The organism is Mesorhizobium sp. M0239 (assembly GCF_040321815.1).
In the GTDB taxonomy this organism is placed as follows: domain Bacteria; phylum Pseudomonadota; class Alphaproteobacteria; order Rhizobiales; family Rhizobiaceae; genus Mesorhizobium.
Map to the genome: position 1 here is coordinate 20,041 of NZ_JAMYSG010000042.1, position 21,470 is coordinate 41,510.

The 21,470-nt window shown below is 60.6% G+C and carries 19 protein-coding genes and 1 tRNA gene; 7 read left to right on the forward strand and 13 right to left on the reverse strand.

From position 1 onward, the window contains the following. Window positions 1–57: 57 nt before the first annotated feature. The 6 genes from NKI99_RS30390 to NKI99_RS30415 form a co-directional block, all read right to left on the reverse strand. Entirely contained in the window at window positions 58–186 is a 129-nt protein-coding gene (locus tag NKI99_RS30390) for a hypothetical protein (protein ID WP_352613228.1), read from the reverse strand. A gap of 51 nt (window positions 187–237) precedes the next feature. Beyond that, the gene (locus tag NKI99_RS30395) at window positions 238–453 is read right to left on the reverse strand and encodes a hypothetical protein (RefSeq protein WP_352613229.1); all 216 of its coding nucleotides are present in this window, start codon (window positions 451–453) and stop codon (window positions 238–240) included. A gap of 184 nt (window positions 454–637) precedes the next feature. Beyond that, entirely contained in the window at window positions 638–1,006 is a 369-nt protein-coding gene (locus NKI99_RS30400; protein ID WP_352613231.1) for a VanZ family protein, read from the reverse strand. A 91-nt stretch (window positions 1,007–1,097) separates the two neighbouring features. Continuing rightward, on the reverse strand, window positions 1,098–1,979 hold the full coding sequence (locus NKI99_RS30405; RefSeq protein ID WP_352613233.1) for a hypothetical protein: 882 nt from the start codon (window positions 1,977–1,979) through the stop codon (window positions 1,098–1,100). A gap of 36 nt (window positions 1,980–2,015) precedes the next feature. After that, window positions 2,016–3,248 carry a polysialyltransferase family glycosyltransferase gene (locus NKI99_RS30410; RefSeq protein WP_352613234.1) on the reverse strand — a complete coding sequence of 411 codons (1,233 nt, stop codon included), beginning with the start codon at window positions 3,246–3,248 and terminating at the stop codon, window positions 2,016–2,018. Window positions 3,249–3,906: 658 nt separating this feature from the next. Next, the gene (locus NKI99_RS30415; protein ID WP_352613236.1) at window positions 3,907–5,544 is read right to left on the reverse strand and encodes an ABC transporter substrate-binding protein; all 1,638 of its coding nucleotides are present in this window, start codon (window positions 5,542–5,544) and stop codon (window positions 3,907–3,909) included. A 128-nt stretch (window positions 5,545–5,672) separates the two neighbouring features. Between NKI99_RS30415 and NKI99_RS30420 the strand changes: the two genes are divergently transcribed. Next, window positions 5,673–6,572: a LysR family transcriptional regulator gene (locus NKI99_RS30420; protein WP_127290810.1), complete on the forward strand. Its 900-nt coding sequence runs from the start codon at window positions 5,673–5,675 to the stop codon at window positions 6,570–6,572. Window positions 6,573–6,658: 86 nt separating this feature from the next. On the opposite strand, the gene NKI99_RS30425 is transcribed toward NKI99_RS30420, so the two are convergent. The 4 genes from NKI99_RS30425 to NKI99_RS30440 all read right to left on the reverse strand — a co-directional run bounded on the left by NKI99_RS30425 (window position 6,659) and on the right by NKI99_RS30440 (window position 10,565). Next, window positions 6,659–7,531, reverse strand: coding sequence for a phytanoyl-CoA dioxygenase family protein (locus NKI99_RS30425; RefSeq protein ID WP_352550799.1), 873 nt, complete (start codon window positions 7,529–7,531; stop codon window positions 6,659–6,661). 168 nt (window positions 7,532–7,699) lie between these two features. Continuing rightward, on the reverse strand, window positions 7,700–9,790 hold the full coding sequence (locus tag NKI99_RS30430) for an O-antigen ligase family protein (RefSeq protein ID WP_352613238.1): 2,091 nt from the start codon (window positions 9,788–9,790) through the stop codon (window positions 7,700–7,702). A 227-nt stretch (window positions 9,791–10,017) separates the two neighbouring features. Next, window positions 10,018–10,092 (reverse strand) — tRNA-Gln (locus tag NKI99_RS30435). A 128-nt stretch (window positions 10,093–10,220) separates the two neighbouring features. Then, window positions 10,221–10,565, reverse strand: a complete 345-nt coding sequence (locus tag NKI99_RS30440; RefSeq protein ID WP_127290804.1) for a VOC family protein — start codon at window positions 10,563–10,565, stop codon at window positions 10,221–10,223. A 223-nt stretch (window positions 10,566–10,788) separates the two neighbouring features. Between NKI99_RS30440 and ppdK the strand changes: the two genes are divergently transcribed. From ppdK to NKI99_RS30455, 3 genes are all read left to right on the forward strand, one after another. Beyond that, window positions 10,789–13,467, forward strand: a complete 2,679-nt coding sequence (gene ppdK / locus NKI99_RS30445) for a pyruvate, phosphate dikinase (protein ID WP_352613240.1) — start codon at window positions 10,789–10,791, stop codon at window positions 13,465–13,467. A 118-nt stretch (window positions 13,468–13,585) separates the two neighbouring features. Further along, window positions 13,586–14,689: a glycosyltransferase family 9 protein gene (locus NKI99_RS30450; protein ID WP_352613242.1), complete on the forward strand. Its 1,104-nt coding sequence runs from the start codon at window positions 13,586–13,588 to the stop codon at window positions 14,687–14,689. A gap of 169 nt (window positions 14,690–14,858) precedes the next feature. Further along, window positions 14,859–15,599 carry a polysaccharide deacetylase family protein gene (locus NKI99_RS30455; protein WP_023808566.1) on the forward strand — a complete coding sequence of 247 codons (741 nt, stop codon included), beginning with the start codon at window positions 14,859–14,861 and terminating at the stop codon, window positions 15,597–15,599. Window positions 15,600–15,638: 39 nt separating this feature from the next. Here the strand turns inward: NKI99_RS30455 and NKI99_RS30460 are convergent, their stop codons facing one another. Together NKI99_RS30460 and NKI99_RS30465 are read right to left on the reverse strand one after the other, a co-directional pair. Continuing rightward, the gene (locus NKI99_RS30460) at window positions 15,639–16,028 is read right to left on the reverse strand and encodes a DUF427 domain-containing protein (protein ID WP_352613244.1); all 390 of its coding nucleotides are present in this window, start codon (window positions 16,026–16,028) and stop codon (window positions 15,639–15,641) included. Window positions 16,029–16,171: 143 nt separating this feature from the next. Then, on the reverse strand, window positions 16,172–16,528 hold the full coding sequence (locus tag NKI99_RS30465; RefSeq protein ID WP_023808564.1) for a hypothetical protein: 357 nt from the start codon (window positions 16,526–16,528) through the stop codon (window positions 16,172–16,174). A 183-nt stretch (window positions 16,529–16,711) separates the two neighbouring features. Here NKI99_RS30465 and NKI99_RS30470 point away from each other — a divergent pair, with 183 nt between their 5' ends. Next, entirely contained in the window at window positions 16,712–18,337 is a 1,626-nt protein-coding gene (locus NKI99_RS30470; protein ID WP_352613246.1) for a fatty-acid--CoA ligase, read from the forward strand. 80 nt (window positions 18,338–18,417) lie between these two features. Then, on the forward strand, window positions 18,418–19,203 hold the full coding sequence (locus NKI99_RS30475) for a DUF1499 domain-containing protein (protein WP_023808562.1): 786 nt from the start codon (window positions 18,418–18,420) through the stop codon (window positions 19,201–19,203). 13 nt (window positions 19,204–19,216) lie between these two features. Here NKI99_RS30475 and NKI99_RS30480 read toward each other — a convergent pair whose 3' ends face one another. Continuing rightward, the gene (locus NKI99_RS30480; RefSeq protein WP_023808561.1) at window positions 19,217–20,215 is read right to left on the reverse strand and encodes a LacI family DNA-binding transcriptional regulator; all 999 of its coding nucleotides are present in this window, start codon (window positions 20,213–20,215) and stop codon (window positions 19,217–19,219) included. Window positions 20,216–20,410: 195 nt separating this feature from the next. On the opposite strand from NKI99_RS30480, the gene NKI99_RS30485 reads away from it, so the two are divergent. Then, window positions 20,411–21,451, forward strand: coding sequence for an ABC transporter substrate-binding protein (locus tag NKI99_RS30485; protein ID WP_023808560.1), 1,041 nt, complete (start codon window positions 20,411–20,413; stop codon window positions 21,449–21,451). Window positions 21,452–21,470 lie beyond the last annotated feature (19 nt).

A 21,470-nucleotide genomic window follows, 5' to 3' on the forward strand; every position in this document is an offset into this window, starting at 1 on the left:
GCGATTCCAAGAAAATCTCTAAGGGCTTTTCGCGCGGAATTGCTCAAAGACAAATGGTCAGAGCGTCGGATTGTGTTTGTGCGAATGCAGTTTGGCCGAAGCCCAGACGAAATAGAGTGGTCCCAATTTCAGCACAGGCACCCTGCGATCCCGCTCGCGATCACGCAGTTCGCGGTAGGTCTTCACCTTCAGTGTGCCTCCCGGCAATCTGATTCGCAAAGCCATGATGCATAGAGCTTACGTGCCTTCTCCAGTCGATGGAAGCGTCATTTCAAGCTCCTTGTCAGTATTCGAGCTCTTGGAGGGTCGATCAGGAATTGTACTCGGCCACCAGATGACGAAATATTTGCCAAACTGCCAGACCGGGACTTCGCCCTTGTGCTCCCGCCGCCGCAGTTCATGACGTTGCTTGACCTTCAACACACCGCCCGGAAGCCTGATCTTGATCGTCATCGTCCCTCAATGCTGATGGCGCGCTTCCTGGGTGCCGCGCCCGAAGATTCATCTGTCCGGCCAAGGTAGAAAAATCGCCCACTCTCGGATCGGATCGTTGCAATCCGATTTCGCCGAGTCAATGGAGCCGAGGGCGAACTCCTGTGGCTATCGGCGCCCGTGCACATAAGGCTTGAGAACAGGGTCAACCTCTGCGCCGCAAGATCCAGTTCACACAGATCACGGCCACGAGGCCACATGCGATGCCGGCGCAATCGGCAACCCAGTCGAACACATCCAGATCACGTCGTATCAGCGCCGTGCCCTGAAGGACCTCGATCGCCGCTCCAACCATGGCGAGGAAGACGATCAGCCTTGTCTTGCGATCGGGCCAGCCGAGCCCTCCAAGGAAAGTCATGACGGCAAAGGCGCTGACGTGGTTCAGCTTGTCGGACCGGAAACCGATATCGATCCCATACTCCTCGAGTCGGGGTATAGGCAGCAATGCAAGGGCAAGAACAGCGATAAGCGTGCCGAAAAAAGCGATCCGTTCGGCGGCTGGATAAAATCTCATTCTGTTCCAATCTGTGCCTGGCCGCCGCAAAGGTCGAATCCGGCTCGGTATTGGCGGTTCAGGCTGAAACTCAGATCGACGGCGTTGTCTTTCAAAGCCGCAATTTTTGCTTGAGCCTTTTCAGCCAGGTCTGTTCCGCCTCATCCTGGTTTTGATGCGCCGGGACGTAGCGCGGCCGTATCTTTTTTCCTTTGATGTAGAATGGCTTTTCGACTTCTCCAACCAGGTTGACGAAAAGCCGGGATTTGTTGGTGGGTTGGCGGACTGTGACGCCGTGGACCGATTCAATCGAATTGATGAACAATACAAGAATGTTCTTGTCGTATTTAACTGTTTCGACGCATTCCAAATGGGTGTCGTCGACATAGGCATCATTGAAGAGTGTCGCTTTGGCTTTCAGTGTGGCGTATTTGGACTTGAAACGACTAATTGTCAGGTCCCCGCCAACGGCATCATAATCTTCCGGCCTCATATAAAACAGGCCAGAAAATAGCTTGTCGCCATTGTCGATGTGGCTTGTCCGCACCGATCCGGCATCGGTTACCGGCGTGTTCCCGCTGAGCATCGCATCCATCAGTATGTCGCGCGTTGCATAGGTGTCACTAAACCTGATGCCCGCTTTCATATTCTTGAGGCGTTCATAATTGGGGTAATAATCAGGGTAAAGCTTGTGAATATCGTCGTAGAACAGTTCGGCGATCTCGGCGAAAAATGCTTGAGATACATGGTAGGCGATAAAATCGCGCCATATTTGCGGCACAGCTTCGTTCGACCGAATGCGGTGGGCCTCATAGTCCCATCTGGTGTTGTTGCGGCGCGTATCGATTTCGAGCGCTTCCGGAGCGGGAAACGTGTCGGCCAACTCCTGGTAGAGATCGAGGGGAAGGGCGTCGCGCAGGATGATGTGTGGAAACGGCTCCGATCGAACGTCGGCCCTGGTGGCACGTTGAAGGACTGAAAGCGGCTTTGACATCGATGGTGTCCCAGATCGAGTTTGCCTGAGTTGGATTCAGAGGATCGTGTTCAACCTGTTCGGGCTGCCGCCTTTCAACGGATCCTTGGTTGCGTTCAAAGATTGGAGCCCTGAAAAGGGCTCCGCATGGGCTTTCACCATTTCGCTCATTAGAATATCCGCGCCGGTCATCAGGGGGATCAAGGTTTCCGCGAATGTGTATGTTTTGATGCCGTAAAGCCACTTCAGGTAGAGAAGGGCAGCTGACGTGCCGGAGACGCACCCAACAATGTTCATCCGGGATACGACAAGCTCTATCGGATATATGTGTGGGAGGCTCGCCTCCATGATCCTGGTGCTGGCGTCGGCCGTCACATTGCCGACCGTATCCAGCAATTCGGGGAAGAAGGGCGTGCTTATTCTTGGATGTTCCTTCCAGACGACGTCGTATCCCCTCTCGACGATCTGCTCCGCAATTCGTCTATAGATCGCCGCCTCTTGCGCGTACGACATTATGCCGTTTCGCGACAATGCTTGGCCGAGCAGCAGGATCCGTGGGTTGGCTGACGCACGGCAATGTTTGCCGCCGGAAAGCGCATCCCTGCAGGCTTCATCTATTACGTCGCGCATCAGCGAAGCGCCGACCTGAAATCTTGGTACGTTCTCCAGAGCATCGTGAATGGGGATTTCGTGAAGCAAAGAATAAAACTTTGTCACCCGCCTCAGATGGTGTCTTTCTATCTTGTCGGCCGCTTTCCTCAGTCGGAACGCCGGTGAAATTGTAGAGATTCCTGCAATCAAGGCTCCGGTGATGCGCCGTCTAAACCTGGTGCCTGGCGGCCGTGACATGGTTGACATTTCGAATGGAAGGTATGACGTCAAGCCATCCTCATACAAAATGATCTTGGCTTCCGGGTATGAGTCCAGCAGTATTTTTTCCGATGGCCGGTTAACGAAGCAGGCCCAGATTTCAGCTGCGGTACTCGCGTCGAGACCAATTGTGTCTCGGATCAGACGATGGACCCGGAAAATTTGCAGTTGCCCATATTTACGCTCGGACGTCAGAAGGTCGTACGCCCATATGATCCGTCTCCAGGTCCATACTGCAGACGCAAGTTCAGCAAGACCGGTCTTGAAATGCTCGGAAACGCCGGCCGTTTCATAGAGCAGAAGGTAATCCTCATGCTCCTCATCCGCCGGGGAGCTTCCATCCATTGTTGATTGGCGAAGTGAGGCAACCAGGCTGAGCAATTGCCAGCTGCCAAAGACGCAGCATATTCGAGCTGGCAATTTAAGATCTCCAGATTGGATGGAAATAACGCTGCATGTTCCGCGATCTCAACGCAAAATTGCTTCATATCCGACAGGCGGTGTGGCTTGGGGGCGTCCCACCCGCTTCATAATACTGCCTATCGCGTCAGCAGGAAATATCTCGCAGATGTCGGTTCTAACGTTCGAGACAGGCTGGAGTTCCGCACAATAGGCAGGCGAATTTACTCCAACTGAGCGGCAGAGACCTGTTGAGATCCGGCATAACATCAGGCGGCGGCAAACCGCTCATGCGGGTCGTCTTGCTGCCTCGGCTCCCCGTCGGCACCAAGAGCGCAATTCTCCCGGTTTTCGGGAAGGTCGTTGCCCGGGAAAGCGGGTTTCACTTCCATCAGTCAAAAGTAAGCTCCAGCCATGAACCGGAGCTTGATGATGACAGAGGCGGAAACCAAAAAGTTTCACCCGCTTGATGTGCCAACCGGTCCGGTGCGGTGGCCCGGAATCCCGGCCGACCTGCCAAGGCATGGCGCGTGTGGCCGCACCTGCGCATCATGCCCGATGCGAAGCCCGCACTGCTCCTCGGATGCCCTTGATGCCGACGCTTCGGCGCAACTTTCCCGGTGAGCAGGCGAAGGGCGGCGCCGAAAATGCGCCACCCTGTCGGAGGGATTGCCCGCGATCAGGCGGCGAGCCAGGCCCGGGTGAAATCCTGCTCATAGGCCTGATGCATCTGGTAACCCATCAAGGCAGGTTTCATGTGGCAGAACAGCTTTCGCCAGTAGGGCTGAACGATGATGCCGGAATCCTGCAGCATGACCTGCAGTTCCTTCATCACCGCACGGCGCTGCTCCGGATCGGCGATGGCGTTGGCCTTGTGGACCTTGGCATCGAAGTCGGGATCGGCGAACCCTGTCTCGTTCCATGCCGAACCGGTCTGGTAGGCAAGCGCATAGGTCTGGATGCCGAGCGGTCGGGCGTTCCAATTGGTGGTCGCGAAGGGATACTTCGTCCAGTCGTTCCAGAATGCCGATTCCGGGATGACGGTGCGTTTCACCTTGAAGCCGGCTTCGCGCATCTGCTGGGCAACGGCATCGGAGCTTTCCTTGCGGTAATCGGCTTCGACCGAGATCAGATCAAACTCGAAATCGAGCTGGCCGGCTTCCTCGAGCAATGCCCTGGCCCGGACCGGATCACGTTTGATCGGCGGCAAGTCGGCGTGTTCGGGATGCATCGGTCCGACATGATCGTTCTGCGCGACGATACCCATGCCGTCGGCGCCCAGTTGCAGCACCGCTTCGTTGTCGACCGCAAGCTGTATGGCGTTGCGCACGCGCTTGTCGTCATAAGGTTTGGCGTTGACGTTGCAGCGCGAGACCAGGGTGGCGGCAGTGACGATCTCGCTTTTCTTCAGGCCCAGCCTGTCGAGCATGGCGACGTCATAGGACTGCGTCTGCCCATTCAGGTCGATCTCACCGGATTCGAAGGCGGAGACGGTGGCGGCCGAGTCGGTGCCGTAATCGGTCCAGTCGATGCCGTCGAGGAACACCTCGCCGCCCCACCACGACCCGTCCGGCCGCTTGCGCACCGAGGCAGCAACGCCGACATCGAGTCTTTTAAGTTCGAACGGGCCCGTGGAAACGGGGTTGGCCGACAGGGGCGCAGCCTTCGGATTGAAGGTGTGGTGGGCGATCAATGCCGGGTAGTCGGTCATCGCGGGGATGATGGTGATGTCGGGCTGAGACAGTTTCAGGACCACGGTGTGGCCGTCGCGAACCTCGATGGCACCAGTGCGCGCCACCTTGGTATCGGGATCGATCAGCGCGGTCATGCGCCCGGCCATCGAGTTGCCGGCGGCATCCTTCTCGCACCAGCGCGTGATGTTGAAGGCGACATCCGTGGCGTTGAAATCGTCGCCGTTCGACCATTTCACGCCTGGACGCACCTTGAGCACATATTCCGTGGCGTCCGCATTGATCTCCCAGCTCTGCAGCAGCACCGGCTCGAAGGTGAAATCCGGCTTCCAGCGCACCAGCGGCTCGAGAAACTGCATGGCGATGTTGCCCATCTGCGAAACCTTGAACTTGCGCGGGTCTTCCAGCTCCATCACCTGCATGGCAACACGCAGCACGCCGCCCTTCCTGGGTTGGGCGGCTTCCTCGGCCAGCGCCGGGACCGGCTGACCGATGAGCCCATAGGCAATCGCCGTGCTGGCGCCGAAGGCGCTGGCCAGCGCCAGGAACTCGCGGCGGCCAAGCGCGCCGCTCTTCGCGCCTTTCGCAAATGTGCCGATGGCGGGATGAAGAGGTCTGGATGTCATATCGGTTCTCCCATTGTTGATTTTACGCCCAAATTCGGTGGAATGCCCTTGCCGCGTCGTTGCTGGTCGCTGTTTTCTACAGGACGCAGCCGATGGCGGCGGGGCCGCGACGGCGAGGGAAAGGCAAGATGAATCTTCTGACGGCGATGCGGGTGTTTGATCGGGTCTGCCTGCTGGGCAGCCTGTCGGCGGCGGCGCGCGATCTCAACATGTCGACGACGGCGGTCAGCCGCACCATCAAGGAACTGGAAGACGACCTCGGCGTCCGGCTCATCAATCGCACCACAAGGCGTCTTAGCCTCACCGAGGCGGGCCGCGACTATGCTCCGCGTGCGCGCAGCCTGCTCGACGACATTTCCGAACTGCAGGATTCGACGCGCGGCCTGCACAAGGAGACGCGCGGCCTGATCCGGGTTTCCTGCTCCAATGTTCTGGGCCACACGCGCATAACCAAGCTGGTGCCGAAATTCCTCGAAGAAAACCCGCTCACCACGATCGAGTTCGACCTCACCGCGCGTTATGTCGTCGGCATTGTCGAGGAAGGCTACGATGTCGCCATCCGCTTCGGCGGTCAGGCGGATTCCGCCCTGATTGCCCGCCGGCTTGGTGAAGTCCGCAACTATGTCTGCGCCACGCCCGATTATTGGGATGCAAACGGCCGTCCGGTCCACCCGGATGAGCTGGCAAGCCATTCCTGCGTGCTGAGCAATTTCGCCAAGCGCCTTGGCACGTGGCCATTTATCGGACCCGACGGCCCTTTCGATGCGGCTGTCGGCGGGCGCATCTCGACCAACAGCGTCGAGGCTGCCTACCAGATGACCACCGCCGGTTTCGGCATCGGCAACCTGCCCAGCCTGCTGGTCGACGCTGCGATCAGGGACGGCCGGCTGGAAGTGCAACTGGATGAGTTTCGCCCTGGCTCCAGCCCGATCTACGCGCTCTATCCGCACCGCACCTATATTGCGGCCAAGGTGCGCGCGTTCGTCGACTTCCTGATCCGCGAACTGTCGGCCGACTTCACCGCCTGAAATGCTGCGCGATTGCCCATGGCCAACGCCGTCAGGGGCCTGGCGCGAACGCCAGGCCCCCTCTGCCCCCGTCGCCCGACGCGGCGTCATTTCCACCAGGCGGTGGTGTCGTACATCGGCCCCGGCTCCTCGAAGAGCTTTTCGTATTTGCACAGTGCCGGCGTCTTGCCGAGCGGCACCGAAACACCGTCCCTGAACGCCCATTCGCCACGTTGCGTCGTATCGGCCCGCACATAGCTGGACAGCGCAAAGGCCCGGTCGTGCTGCGATTTGTTGGGCGAGGAGCCGTGCACGGTAAGCAGCCCCCATAAAGCAAGGTCGCCCGGCTCCAGCACCAGCGGAACGATGGTCGCCGGGTCGATGCCGACCTTGCGCAACTCTTCTTCGGCGGTCAGGCCCTTCATCAGTTCGCCGGTTCCCTCGTCCGACAGGCCGAGATAGCCGAGCTTGTGGCTGCCGGGCACGACCTGGAGGCAGCCATTGTCCAGCGTCGCCCGATCGACCGCGAGGCCTGTTGTCACGGTGGCGTCGGCGACATTGTCGAAGGCGGCCTGGTTACGGAAGCGCAGATCCTGGTGGAAGCGATAACCCGTGACATTGGCGCCGGGCGGCTTCCAGTGCAGCTGTTGGGCGATCTGCCTTATGTCACGGCCGATCAGGCCCTCGAGCAGCTTCAGATAGTCGGGATTGCGGCGGAATGCTTCGAAATAGGAATTGATCCAGGAAAACCAGTAAGCCTGCAGCACATAGCGTTGGCCAAAGTCCGATTCAGGCAGGATCTGGAAATTCAGGTTGCCGTTCCGGAAGGTGGCGTGATGCTTGAGGCCTTCGGCATAGACCGCATCGGTTTCCTTCTTCAGCCGGATCATCTCGTCGCCGTCGACGAATTGTCGAACGACCGCGTATCCTTCCTCGCGGTACTGCTCCACCGCCTCGCGTGCCTGCCTGTCCGTCAGCATGTCCGTGACAACCCCCGTCTGTGATCTGTGTCGATCGTAACGAAGGGGTTGCCGGCGATAAGCCATGGATTTTGGCATCGACTTTCCCGATTATCGGGAAATTGAGCGGGGCGTCAAAGGGGCATTGGTCGCAATCGGCTGGTCAGATACGTGCTGCGCCGGCAGGCCCTAAAAATAGGTCCGCGGCGCGACAAGGTTCTTCTGCTGGCGAACATAAAAACAGTAGAAGCCGAACGCCGCGGCAAACCACATGAAGGCCTCACCCATGGCCAGCCGGTTGTTGGAATTGGTAAGGATGGTTAGGGCGAAGAAGACCAGTGTGGAGATGTAGCAGGACCATGCGGCCGGAGCGACAAGCTTGGCTCGCATGGCCAGTAGAACCTGCCTGGCCGACCAGGTGTAGAGAAAGGCAAAGAACGCCAGTCCGACCACACCATAGCGCACGGCAATCTCCAGATAACCATTGTGGAAGACGTTGAAGATCATGGGATGATAGGTTCTGTTCTCCCACTCGGTCAGCCAACTGGAACTGGCTCCGAAGATCGGGTGGCGTTTCCAGATATTGATCGCATCCGCCCACAGCATCAGCCTTTCCTTGGCTGCAAGTGGCACCGCATCGCTCGCGATGGCGCGATCGAAGGCGGGGAGGATGCCATGCCTGAACACATCCGGAACCAAGGTTTTGACGAAGGCCATGGTATCGTCGGCGGTGGACGAGAAGATGTTGTGTGCTGCGACAATGCCGGCCGCCACGATCACCAGCACGCCACCCGAAACCAACAGTTCGCGACGATGGCCTCTCGCCAGGGTCATGACCGCCAACAAGAGCAGAGCGAGCGCAAGCGCAAGCCACACTCCCTTTGACCGCATCTCGATGATATTGACGAGGGCAAGCAGCAGGACGGCTGTCGACAGGACCCAATGCAGGTTCTTGGTTGCTTTCCCGAGGTCCGTTCTCTGGGCCGAGTAGGCCATGAATTGCAGCGTGCAGAGGAAGATGAAACCGGCCGCTACCGACGCGTGGATGGGATTGTTGAAAAGCCACGGGGCCGGTTGGATGCCTTGAAACATGTCCGAATAGAAGGTGTCCGCAGCCAGGAAGACGAGACTGAGGATCATGAACCAGAGCACGAGCCGTGCGGGTTGCCTGACAAACAGCAGAAACGCGAAGCCGGTCGTCGCGTAGAACAGCGGAAACATGTAAATGCCTTCGGCGCCACCCAACTGGTGGGTGCCGAAATAGACGATCGCCAGTCGGATGAAGACATAGAGCGACCAGCCCAGACACAGAAAGCCGACCCAACCGATCAGCGGTTTGCTGTAGGTCCACAAATCCACTCTGAACCAGCGGATGACCGCGAACAGGGCCAGCGCCAGGCCCGCATAGCGGTAGGTGTCGGCCTCGCGCCACACCGCGGAGACCAAAGCTAGAATGGCGAGTGCCGCAAGCAACAGAAGCAAGGTGTGGCGCGGCGCGTTGTCCTTGGCATCATCCAGGGCATCTCGCGGCAGAGGGGGCGGCAGCAGGACGTGATGCAGGCGGCGCAGCTCGTCGCTGGCCCGCAACACCCCGGCACGTATCCGGCTCGGCCCGCCCAGCCTTGCGGATTTGTAGCTTCCCGAGGGGCCCGCTATGCCCGAGATCCCACTGCTGGCGGCGAAGCCAAGCACGTTTTGGCGGACCGAATAGACTTTCAGGCCGGTATCCCAAAAGCGCTCGAGTGCAACGTCCCATGGCATTTTCATAACGGCGAGCGCCGACAACAGACCCTGCGCGCCCTCCCGCGTCACCAGATAGGCGGCGGCCGAGCCTTGCGGGCCATGCAGCGCACGACCGATCTCGTCGCCTTCCGCCGTCTCGACGGCGCGCATGAAGAAGCTCATGCGATGGTTGGTCAGCTTGATGACGTCGAAATCCGGCACCGCCGCGATGATGGCCTCGATGCGCCGTATGGTGTTTTCGCTGAAGAGGACGTCGTCCTCGACAATCAGGCCATAGGCGCCGCCACCCGCGAGGAATGCCTCCAGCGCCTGGATATGGCTGCGGTAACAGGCATATTCGCCCGAAAGGATGTCGCGCCCGCTCAGCTTGCGCGCGGCTGGCAGATCGATCTCCGTCCAGTCTTTTTCAGCAAGCGCCCGACCGTCGACGGCGGCAATGCGCTGCAAGGTCAGTCCTGCCGCTTCGGCGCTGGCGAGCAATTCGCTCCAGCGCTGGGTCTCGCGATCGAGGTTGATGGCGAAGATAGGAAGGTTCATTGAAGTTCCATGTTGAGCCGCCACCCACCTGGCCGACCTATGTATGGAAAGAGGAAGATGTTCAAGGCGACACTGTCCAGATCATGTGCAAATGCTGACCCGAATTTGCCGCGATGGCGTTGGTTTCGCTGAACTTATGACGCAGTCGAACTATTAACCGACCGGCTTCATGGAAGATCGCAAATGTACTCTCGGGTCCTATGTGTCCGGAACGGACCTGAGCGAGATGGCTGGGGCGCCAGGATTCGAACCTGGGAATGTCGGTACCAAAAACCGATGCCTTACCACTTGGCGACGCCCCAATTGCCGTCAGAGTCGCTTGTGCGGCGCGTTATTAGCAGAGCAGCCAAAAAGCACAATCCTTATGAGTGACGGTTGGAACGCTCGAATTGGGCAGGCAACGCAGCGCTGCCAAATGATATGCAGCGGGCTATTCGGACCACACCGCCATCTCGTTTCCGGCTGGATCGACGAAGTGGAAGCGCCGGCCGCCGGGGAACGGGAAGATCGGTTTGACGATCGTGCCGCCGGCGCTTTCGACAGCGTCGAGGGTTTGCTCCAGATCCCTGCTGTAGAGCACGGGCAGCGGCTTTGATGGCGCTTCCGCGGCATCTGCCTGGAAGCCTCCGTCCAGGCCTTCGGCAAAGGCCGAATAGGTCGGCCCATAATCGGTGAACGACCAGGCAAAGGCAGTACTGTAGAAAGCCTTCAGCCGGTCCAGCGTTCCACCGGTCGCGGGCATTTCCAGATAGTCGAGTTTTCCGGGCAGTTTCATGGCGCACCTGTTTGTTCCCCTTATGTTCTACATCAAAAACCTCGGAATGGCAAGTCATTTTGCCGCATCTTCGGACGCGGCTTTTGCTTAATCGATTGTAGAAGGCCGACCGCTTTGCCGGCGCTTGCCTTTCGCACTGCAGCATCATATCGCTCCAAGGACGGACCGGCGGAACTTTCCGTTTCGCCAATCTTTCCAATCTCCTGCAACCGGAGAGCGATGCATGACCAAATGGGTTTTCACCTTTGGCGATGGTGCGGCGGAAGGCCGTGCCAGCGACAAGAATCTCTTGGGCGGCAAGGGCGCCAACCTGGCCGAGATGTGCAGCCTGGGGCTGCCGGTGCCGCCGGGCTTCACCATCACCACGGAGGTCTGCAACGCCTACTACGCCAACGGCCGTATTTATCCGGCCGGGTTGGAAGCCGATGTCGCGGTCGCGCTCGATCACATCGGCCGGCTGACCGGCCGTCGGTTCGGCGACCCGTCGAAACTGCTGCTGGTGTCGGTGCGTTCGGGCGCTCGCGCCTCGATGCCCGGCATGATGGACACCGTGCTCAATCTGGGCCTGAACGACGAGACGGTCGAGGCGCTGGCCGCCGATTCCGGCGATGCGCGCTTTGCCTATGACAGCTACCGCCGCTTCATCCAGATGTATTCCGATGTCGTCATGGGCCTCGATCATGAGGTGTTCGAAGAAATCTTGGAAGATCAGAAAGGCGGGCTCGGGCACGAGCTCGACACCGAACTGACGGCGCTCGAATGGCAGGGCGTCATCGCGCTCTACAAGGCCAAGGTCGAGGAAGAGCTCGGCAGGCCTTTTCCGCAGGATCCGCACGAGCAGCTCTGGGGCGCGATATCAGCCGTGTTCTCGAGCTGGATGAACAACCGCGCCATCACCTATCGCCGCCTGCACGACATTCCCGAAAGCTGGGGCACGGCGGTCAACGTCCAGGCCATGGTGTTCGGCAATATGGGCGAAACCTCGGCCACCGGCGTTGCCTTCACGCGCAACCCTTCGACCGGCGAAAAGATGCTCTATGGCGAGTTCCTGGTGAACGCGCAGGGCGAGGACGTCGTCGCCGGCATCCGCACGCCGCAGAACATCACCGAAGCGGCGCGTATCGCAGCCGGCTCGGACAAGCCGTCGCTGCAGAAGCTGATGCCTGACGCGTTCCAGTCCTTTGTCACCATCTCCGACAATCTGGAGAAGCACTACCGCGACATGCAGGATCTCGAATTCACCATCGAGCGCGGCAAATTGTGGATGCTGCAGACCCGCTCCGGCAAGCGCACCGCCAAGGCGGCGCTGAAAATTGCCGTCGAGATGGCGCGGGACAGGCTGATCACGAAGGAGGAAGCCGTCGCCCGTATCGACCCGGCCTCGCTCGACCAGTTGCTGCATCCGACCATCGACCCCAAGGCCGCGCGCGACGTCATCGGCATCGGACTGCCGGCGTCGCCCGGTGCCGCCACCGGCGAGATCGTCTTTTCCTCCGGCGACGCCGAGGAATTGAAGACGCAGGGCCGCAAGGCGATCCTGGTGCGCATCGAAACCAGCCCCGAAGACATCCACGGCATGCATGCGGCGGAAGGCATCCTGACCACGCGCGGCGGCATGACCAGCCACGCCGCGGTGGTGGCACGCGGCATGGGCAAGCCTTGCGTCTCCGGGGCCGGCTCGCTGCGTGTCGACTACAAGGCCGGCACGCTGATGGCGATGGGCTCGACCTTCCGCAAGGGCGACATCGTCACCATCGATGGCAGCAATGGCCAGATATTGAAGGGCGCCGTATCGATGCTGCAGCCGGAACTTTCCGGCGATTTCGCCGCCATCATGGAATGGGCGGACGCGGTGCGCCGCATGAAAGTACGAACCAATGCGGAAACGCCGCTCGACGCGCGCATGGCGCGTTCCTTCGGCGCTGAAGGCATCGGCCTTTGCCGCACCGAGCACATGTTCTTCGACGGCGAGCGCATCGTCGCCATGCGCGAGATGATCCTGGCCGACACCGAAAAGGACCGGCGCATCGCACTCGCTAAGCTTCTGCCCATGCAGCGCTCGGACTTCCTCGAACTGTTCGAGATCATGGCCGGCCTGCCGGTGACGATCCGCCTGCTCGATCCGCCGTTGCACGAATTCCTGCCGAAGACCGAGGAGGAGGTGGCCGAGGTCGCCGCCGCCATGAAGGTGTCGCCGGACAAGCTCAGGCAGCGCACCGAGGCGCTGCACGAGTTCAACCCCATGCTCGGCCATCGCGGCTGCCGCCTGGCTGTCTCCTATCCCGAGATCGCCGAGATGCAGGCACGCGCCATTTTCGAGGCGGCGGTGGAGGCCGGCAGGAAGGCCGGCGCCCTGGTGGTCCCCGAGATCATGGTGCCGTTGGTCGGCCTGGTGAAGGAACTCGATTACGTCAAGGCGCGCATCGATGCGGTTGCCAAGAGCGTCATGGAGGAAACCGGCGTCAAGATCGATTACCTCACGGGAACCATGATTGAGCTCCCCCGCGCCGCGATCCGTGCCCATGTCATTGCAGAGTCGGCCGAATTCTTCTCCTTCGGCACCAATGACCTGACCCAGACGACCTTCGGCATCTCGCGCGACGATGCGGCCTCGTTCCTGGAAACCTACCGCCAGAAGGGCATTATCGATCAGGACCCGTTCGTCTCGCTCGACATCGACGGCGTCGGCGAACTGGTGCGCATGGCCGCGCAAAAGGGCAAGGCGACGCGGCCAGACATCAAGCTCGGCATCTGCGGCGAACATGGCGGCGACCCGGCTTCGATCCGCTTTTGCGAAGAGGTCGGCCTCGACTACGTGTCCTGTTCGCCCTATCGCGTGCCGATCGCCAGGCTGGCGGCCGCGCAGGCAGCGGTGCTGGTTGCGAAGGCAGGCCGCCGATAGGATCCATCCAGCTTACCGTTTTGTAAGGCAATTCACGCGAACGTGCTGGCGGCGTCGCGTAATCTCGACATTGTTCCTGCCCAATTTGCGGCCATCCGCAAATTGCTCCCGGAAACAGATGCTGCAGATTTCTCCCGCGCCGTTCCACTCGATCCTGGTCATCCAAACTAAGTTCATAGGCGATCTCGTCCTCGCCTCGGCGCTCGCCAAAAACCTGCGGCTCGAATTCCCCGGCGCCAGCATCGTCTTTCTGTGCGAGGCCCGCTTCGAGAGCTTCGTCATGGCCCATGGTATCGCTTCCGAGGTGGTCGCATTCAGGCGCGACCGCATGCGCGGAACGCCCTTGGAGCGCGGGAAGGAGCTCTACGCCATGGTGCGGGCGTTGCGCCGCTTCCGTTTCGACCTGACCATCGACCTGACCGATTCGAAGACGTCGCGCATGGTCACCGGGCTCGTCAACGCCAAGACCCGTGTCGGTTACAATCCTTCCGAAAGACCCTTGCGTATGTTGGAGCGGCAACCCGCCAATGTCTTTGCCAAGCCCTACGGCTTTGATGGTCAGCATTTCCTGTACCGCTACCTCTCGCCGCTCGAAGCGCTCGGCATCGAACTTCGCACGGTGATTCCGAACCTTCAGCCGCTGCCATCGGAGACGGCGAAAGCATTGGCGCTGCTGGGTAAGCACCATCTGCGGCCAAACGCATTCATCGCCGTGCATGCGGGTGCAAGCTTCGAGGGCCGACGTTGGCAGCCGGAGCGGTTTGCAGCAGTGATCGTCGAGATTGCCGGCGAGACCAGCCTGGATGTCGTCTTGGTGGGCGGCCCGGACGAGCGCGAGATCGCCGAACGTATCGTCGCCAGAACCGCGCCCTCGGTCGTCAATCTCGTCGGTGACCTGTCGCTTGAAAGCCTGCTGGCGTTGCTGAAACAGGCTCGGCTGTTTCTCGGCAATGAGAGCGGCCCGATGCACATGGCCGCAGCCACCGGAACCCCGGTTGTCGGATTGTTCGGTCTGACGGAGCCGTCGCGCTGGGGTCCCGTCGGCGTGCCCAGCATCTCGCTCCAGCCGCCGATGCCTTGCGCCTGCATGGCCGAAAACCTCTGCCGCGCGCCGGATCCGAGCAAAGCATGCTGCGTCTGGGGCCTGGAGGTCAAGCCTGTGGTCGATGCGGTGCGCGAGGTTCTTTCGCGCACCGAAATGAAACTGGAACACGCCATCTGAGATCATGCGCCGCATGCACGACCGCTCTCGACGCGGTGGAATGACCTGTCGCCCACAGGAACGGTCACATTGTCGCGGAGCGCTTTTCAGCTATGCACCATCCCGATTTCCGCCTTCATGCGGGTCGTTGGGATGCCTGCTTGAAATGACGGGTCCGGGAATCGGTTTGATGCGCCTGCTGCAAAAAAATCTCTGCATGATCGCCCTGTCGTGGGCGATGGCATCCGCCAGCCATGCCGCGCCGCTCGTCGAGCCGACGCTGCACATCAAGTCGCAGGCGAGCGGAGCCGGCCGTGTGGCGCTTACGCTCGACGCGTGCGGTGGACAGACCGACAACCGGATACTTTCGGCGCTGGTGGACAACAAGATTCCCGCCACCATTTTCGTGACCGGCATCTGGCTGAGGCGAAACGCCGCCGCCGTCGAAATCATGCGGGCGCATCCCGATCTGTTCGAACTGGAAAATCATGGCGGCCACCACATTCCGGCGGTCGACACGCCGCGGAAAATCTATGGCATCCGCAGTGCCGGCAGCCCGGACGCGGTGCTGGCCGAGGTCGAATCGGGAGCCGCCGCTCTTGCCGGGACCGGCGAGCCGGCACCGAAATGGTTCCGTGGCGCAACCGCCGAATACAGCCCGTCGGCAATCGCCATGATCCGCAAGCTTGGCTTCAAGGTCGCGGGTTTCTCGATAAACGGCGACGGTGGCTCTTTGCTCGGCGCCAAGGAGACCGCCCGGCGCATCGCGGCGGCCAAGGATGGCGACGTCATCATCTCGCACATCAACCAGCCGACCCATGCGGCCGGCGAAGGCGTGGTGCAGGGGCTGCTGGCGCTCAAGGCCAAGGGCTTGACCTTTGTGCGGCTCGACGATGCCGAAGGCATCGGCAACAACGGCACGACGGAGTGAGTGGCCAGCCGAGCGGATCTCGATGCCTTCGGCGTCGGCTCAGTCCGGTTTGGCTTCGATCGTGACCTTGCTGGCATAGAATGCGCCGTGGTTGCGGATCTCAGCCATCTCGTCGAAAGGCCGCTCACAGGCCCACATGGCGTTCTGGCCGGTCTCCCCGGCAGGCAGCACGCTCCAATAGCTTGCATCGCCCTTGTAGGGGCAATGGGTCGAGTGGTCGGTGCGGCCGAGCTTGCCGAAATCGATGTCGGCGAACGGAATGTAGAACGCCGCCGGATAGGGGGCCTCGGTCAGCACCTTGGCCTTCGCTGTTGAAGCGATGACCATGTCTCCGGCACGCACGGTAACGGTGCCGGCATAGGACTCGATGGTGATGATTTTGTCTGGGTTGCGTTGGAAACCGGGTGCGGGGTTGGCGATCTGATCCATGCGGGGGCTCTCCTTGCGTCGACTTTAAGGTGTGTCGCGCAAGCGCATTGTGCAAGCCGCTATCGCCATCCAGTACGCAAAACTTGCCGGGCCGACGCCGATGGATCGCGCCTTGGAACCCTCGAGATACTTGTCGTCAGCTGTCAGGCAGCGGCCTTGAACACGTCCATGAGACCGGCATAGGCGGCAGCGATCCCGGCGACCGGGTTGCTGCTTCTCGATACGGTCTCGACCTTCAAGGAACCGCCGCCGGTAGGCAAGGTGAGCAGCAGGAACTGGCGGTTTCCGCCATCGCCGACTGACGCGGCCGCGACGTGCTGGTCCTCGCCCTGATTCTGGACGCACATCTTGAACAGCAGCGTGCCGCCGACCGCTTCCAGCGCGCCGCCGACAACTTCAACAAATTCATCTTCGGAAACAGTCTTTGTGTCCGGCACCACATCGGCCAGACTTTCGGCAAGCGTACTCTCGAGAGCCTTGTCGTCGAGCTGCGCGTCCATGCGAACCTCTTTCAGTCGCCAATCGCACCCCTTTGCCCGTTAACGAAACTTAACGCCGACGATGGCCGGATTGTGGCGGTTTTCCACCAATGCGGCGCTTGGTGGTGCTGGCGGCTGGACAATCGGCCGGTTCGCTCCACAATAGCCCGAAAAGCACAACGCAAAAGCGTGAGGGAGGACCCAATGCTGGGACTGATGCAGGAATGGCCGCTGCTTTGCCACAAGCTCATCGACAATGCCGAGCGGCAGCATGGCGTGCGCGAAATCGTGACGCGCTCGATCGAGGGGCCGATCGTGCGCACCACCTACGCCGACATCCATCGTCGCGCCCTGAAGGTCGCCCAGCGGCTGGAGCGCGACGGCTATGGGCTGGGCGACCGTATCGCGACGCTCGCCTGGAACACCGCACGCCATATCGAGGCCTGGTACGGCATCATGGGCATCGGCGCCATCTACCACACGCTCAATCCGCGGCTGTTTCCCGAGCAGATCGTGTGGATCATGAACCATGCCGAGGACAAGGCAGTCTTCGTCGACCTGACCTTCGTTCCGCTGCTCGAGAAAATCGCCGGCGCCGTAAAATCGCTGAAGCAGGTGATCGTGCTGACCGACAGGGCGCATATGCCGCCGACGACATTGCCCAACGCGGTCGCCTATGAAGATTGGCTTGACGAAGCGGATGGCGACTTCGCCTGGAAGACCTTCGACGAAAGCACCGCCGCCGGCATGTGTTACACGTCCGGGACCACGGGCGATCCCAAGGGCGTCGTCTACAGCCATCGTTCGAACGTGCTGCACGCCATGATCGCTGCCATGCCCGACGCCATGGGACTGTCGTCGCGCGATACGATCCTGCCTGTCGTGCCGATGTTTCACGCCAATGCCTGGGGCCTTGGCCAGAGCGGGCCGATGATCGGCGCCAAGCTGGTCATGCCCGGCTGCAAGATGGACGGCGCCTCGATCTATGAACTGCTCGACACCGAGAAGGTGACCTTCAGCGCCGCCGTGCCGACCGTCTGGATGATGCTGCTGCAGCATCTGGAGGAGACCGGCAAGAAGCTTCCCTATCTGAACAAGGTTGTCATCGGCGGCTCGTCCTGCCCGCGCGCGATCATGACCAAGTTTCAGCAGAACTACGATGTCCAGGTCATCCATGCCTGGGGCATGACCGAAATGTCGCCGCTCGGCACGCTGTGCACCCTGAAGCCGGACCATGCCGGTCTTGAGGGCGAAGCCCGGCTCGATGTCCAGCAGAAACAGGGCTATCCGCCCTTCGGCGTCGAAATGAAGGTGACCGACGACGACAACAACGAGCAGCCTTGGGACGGCAAGACTTTTGGCCGCCTGAAAGTGCGTGGGCCGGCCGTTGCCCGTGCCTATTATGGCGGCGCCGTGGAGCAGTTCGATGAGGATGGCTGGTTCGACACTGGCGACGTCGCCCACATCGACGCCGGCGGCTACATGCAGATCACCGATCGCGCGAAGGACGTCATCAAGTCCGGCGGCGAATGGATTTCGACCATCGACCTCGAGAATCTGGCTGTTGGCCATCCCGATGTCGCCGAGGCGGCAGCCATCGGCGTTCAGCATTCGAAATGGGGCGAACGGCCGCTGCTGGTCGTCGTCCGCAAACCGGGCAAGGAACCGACCAAGGCTGACATTCTCGACTTCATGGACGGCAAGGTGGCCAAATGGTGGATGCCGGACGATGTCGCTTTCGTCGGTGAAATTCCGCACACCGCCACCGGCAAGATCCAGAAGATCACCTTGCGCCAGCAATTCAAGGACTATCGCCTGCCGACGGATTGACGCGATGGTGCATGTTTCGGCTTCATGCCATCGCAAAAAGGCACTAAGTCTCCGTTCGGGTTGGGGCAGCACGGAAAACGATGGTTAGCATTCCTGAACGGCAAACGTCGAAGGCGGCCGGCTGGTCGCGGCGCACGGCCGCTTTTTCGTTGGTGCTGCTGCTGACGGTCTTCGTCGGCCATCGCTTCGATCTCGTCGAAACACCTGTCTTTCTGTGGGTGCTGGGCATTGTCGCGCTGCTGGCGGCGATGGCGCTGTTGTTTGCCGGGTTTGCCTTTTCGCGGCTCTGGAATTTCGGCGACCGCGGCGGTCGCGACCTGACGGTCGGCGCGCTGCTGGCACTGCTGGTGCTCGCACCCTATGGCGTCGCCGCCTACTGGGCGACGATCTATCCGCCGCTCAGGGATATCTCGACGGATTTCGACGAACCGCCGGCGCTCGACGTGAGCGACCGGAGGAAGGATATGAACGTGCTTGCGCCGTCGACGCCTGGGGAACAGCGGCTGCAGACCGATAGCTATCCGCTGGTCAGCGCACGCAGCTACGACCTGCCGTTCGAGACCGTCGTCAATGCCGTCGAAACCGTGCTCGACCGGCGCGACTGGGAGCTGTCGGAACCCTATCCCGATCTCGCCGGGCAAAGCGAGGTGACCATCACCGCCGTCGCCAAGGGCTTCGTGATCGGCCTTCCCGCCGACGTGGCGATCCGCGTGACGGACGATGGCGACACGGTCATCGTCGACATGCGGTCGGCATCCCGCTACGGCCGCTACGACCTCGGCGACAATGCGGCGCGCATCACCGAATTTCTCGCGGAACTCGACCAGGAAGTCGCCGGTCAGGTTGGCGCCGCTCCGGTCGAATGAGACCCAGGGGAGGCTATTCGCCAGGGTCGAACTCTCCTTTGAACAAGACTGTCGCGACCGGTCCAATCGGATTGGCGATCCGGCTCTCCAGGACTTCGACAAGTTTGCGTCCGACACCCGCTATGTCCACGAAATGAACGCCGATCTTCGCAGGCAGGAAGCGCGATAGCCGCGTGCTGTCCCGAGTGACAATGTGGATGTCACTCCCTGGCGCGAGACCTCTTCTGCCGAGAGCGTGTAATGCCCCCAGAAGGCCCAGTTCGTTGGCGCATGCCAAGCCCGTCGGCGGATCTGACCAGGCCAGCATGCGATCGAACCAGGCTGCGCTCGATTCCATGGTGAACATTCCATGACCGATCAGCGACTGGTCGATCGGAATACCAGCCTCGGCCATTGCCCTTCCATACCCGGAAAGACGCATGGCACTCGCCTGGTCGCCCGGAACGAGAAGTTGCAGCGCAATGCGTCGGCAGCCCTTGTCCATGAGCCGCCGGGTCGCCTCGTAGGCAATCTGTTCATTGTCGATGTCGACATAAGGATATGCTGTATCCAGGTCAGTTCTTCCAAACGCGACGAATGGCATGCCTCTATCCAGCAATAGCTTAACGCGCGGATCACCCGAGACCATGCGTGTGATAATCAGTCCGTCTGTGCTGCCCGCCTGAAGCTGTCGCTGCACACTCTCGATGGGATCATCATCGGGCGTGGTGGAGTAGATGGATAGGCTATAACCCGCTTGCCGCGCCGCCAGCGTCATGCCTTCGATTAACGGAAGCTTCAACAGATCGGACAGATGATCTTTTGTTTCCATCGGGTATATTGCTGTCATCGTCAGCGTGCGGCCAGTTTTGAGCGCGAAGCCATGATGATTTGGCACATAGCCGACCCGCTGCGCCACTTCCTTGACGCGAGCGATGGTGGCGGGATGAACCTCCGGCCCATCCTTCAGCGCGCGGGATACCGTGGTGACCGAAAGGGAAAGTTCCGCCGCGATCTGTTTCAGGTTGGTCATGTCGCCCGACCTCATTTGCGAAAGCGCCGGCTGATTTGCTGACTTCCACTACGTGACCGAATTCCACCTCACGGTCAATCCAAGCTCTCGCTAAAGCAGCTTGACTCTCCTGCAATTGGATGCAATCGTAACGTTACGATTGTCAAGAATCGGCCATTTTGAGCGCGTCTCAACAAATTCTAGGGAGGAGAACCTATGTCTTGGTTACGCATTTCCTTGACGGCATTAGCATTCTCGGCCGCCGTGCCGGTCTATGCCCAATCAGTCACCATCACGACCGCGGGCGGCGATTATGGCAACGCCATGAAGGAAGCCATGTGGGCCCCCGCTGCAAAAGAGCTTGGCTATGATGTCCGCGAGGAGACCCTCAGCGACGGCTTGGCCGCCCTGAAGATGCAGGTCACCTCGGGCGCGGTCACAACCGACGTCATTCACCTGGGCTCACCGGAGGGCGCGCAGGCCGCCGCACAGTCGCTGCTGGAGCCGCTCGACTACAAGATCATCGATCCAAAGGCCGTGCCGGATGGCGCAAAGTCCGACTACTGCTATCCGTTCGACTCCTATGGCACCGTCATGTCCTGGAACACCAAGACCTATGGCGAGAACCCGCCAAAGACATGGGCGGAGTTCTGGGATGTTGCCAAATTTCCGGGCCGTCGCGCCCTCCGCGCCAATGCACAGGACTCGATCGAGATCGCGCTGCTCTCGGACGGCGTAGCACCGGCCGACGTGTATTCCGTGCTCAGCACGCCGGAGGGCCTGGATCGCGCGATCAAGCGGCTTGAAGCGATCAAACCAAATGTCGCGGTGTGGTGGACTTCGGGAGCTCAGTCTGCGCAGTTGCTGAAAGATGGCGAGGCGGATTTGGTCGTTACCTGGAACGGGCGGGCCCAAACCGTGAAAGCGGATGGCGGCGCGGTCGATTACACGTTCAAGGGTTCCGTCATCGGTACGGATTGCCTCGGGGTACCGAAGGGGGCGCCGAACAAGGAAGCGGCCATGAAACTCATCGCGGCGATGACACAGCCCGCGCGCGTGGCGAAGCTGACCGATTTCATCGCTTATGGCCCGGTCAATCCTGCTGGCTATGAGGGTGGCCTTATTCCCGAGGACCGTCTGAAGACCCTTGCGACCGCGCCTGAAAATGCCGGCACTTCGGTGTTTTCGAATGCGGACTGGTGGGTCAAGAATGGCGAAGCTGCTCAAAAAACCTTCGATGAGATGATGGCCCGCTGAGTCTCAGCTTTAAGGCTGA

Bases quoted from the DNA above. Each gene is read 5' to 3' on its own strand.
- NKI99_RS30470 (WP_352613246.1), top strand. From the start codon at position 16,712: ATGCTGGGACTGATGCAGGAATGGCCGCTGCTTTGCCACAAGCTCATC.
- NKI99_RS30400 (WP_352613231.1), bottom strand. From the start codon at position 1,006: ATGAGATTTTATCCAGCCGCCGAACGGATCGCTTTTTTCGGCACGCTT.
- NKI99_RS30465 (WP_023808564.1), bottom strand. From the start codon at position 16,528: ATGGACGCGCAGCTCGACGACAAGGCTCTCGAGAGTACGCTTGCCGAA.
- NKI99_RS30450 (WP_352613242.1), top strand. From the start codon at position 13,586: ATGCTGCAGATTTCTCCCGCGCCGTTCCACTCGATCCTGGTCATCCAA.
- NKI99_RS30395 (WP_352613229.1), bottom strand. From the start codon at position 453: ATGACGATCAAGATCAGGCTTCCGGGCGGTGTGTTGAAGGTCAAGCAA.
- NKI99_RS30475 (WP_023808562.1), top strand. From the start codon at position 18,418: ATGGTTAGCATTCCTGAACGGCAAACGTCGAAGGCGGCCGGCTGGTCG.
- NKI99_RS30430 (WP_352613238.1), bottom strand. From the start codon at position 9,790: ATGAACCTTCCTATCTTCGCCATCAACCTCGATCGCGAGACCCAGCGC.
- NKI99_RS30425 (WP_352550799.1), bottom strand. From the start codon at position 7,531: ATGCTGACGGACAGGCAGGCACGCGAGGCGGTGGAGCAGTACCGCGAG.
- NKI99_RS30460 (WP_352613244.1), bottom strand. From the start codon at position 16,028: ATGGATCAGATCGCCAACCCCGCACCCGGTTTCCAACGCAACCCAGAC.
- NKI99_RS30415 (WP_352613236.1), bottom strand. From the start codon at position 5,544: ATGACATCCAGACCTCTTCATCCCGCCATCGGCACATTTGCGAAAGGC.
- ppdK (WP_352613240.1), top strand. From the start codon at position 10,789: ATGACCAAATGGGTTTTCACCTTTGGCGATGGTGCGGCGGAAGGCCGT.
- NKI99_RS30420 (WP_127290810.1), top strand. From the start codon at position 5,673: ATGAATCTTCTGACGGCGATGCGGGTGTTTGATCGGGTCTGCCTGCTG.
- NKI99_RS30405 (WP_352613233.1), bottom strand. From the start codon at position 1,979: ATGTCAAAGCCGCTTTCAGTCCTTCAACGTGCCACCAGGGCCGACGTT.
- NKI99_RS30440 (WP_127290804.1), bottom strand. From the start codon at position 10,565: ATGAAACTGCCCGGAAAACTCGACTATCTGGAAATGCCCGCGACCGGT.
- NKI99_RS30455 (WP_023808566.1), top strand. From the start codon at position 14,859: ATGCGCCTGCTGCAAAAAAATCTCTGCATGATCGCCCTGTCGTGGGCG.
- NKI99_RS30480 (WP_023808561.1), bottom strand. From the start codon at position 20,215: ATGACCAACCTGAAACAGATCGCGGCGGAACTTTCCCTTTCGGTCACC.
- NKI99_RS30485 (WP_023808560.1), top strand. From the start codon at position 20,411: ATGTCTTGGTTACGCATTTCCTTGACGGCATTAGCATTCTCGGCCGCC.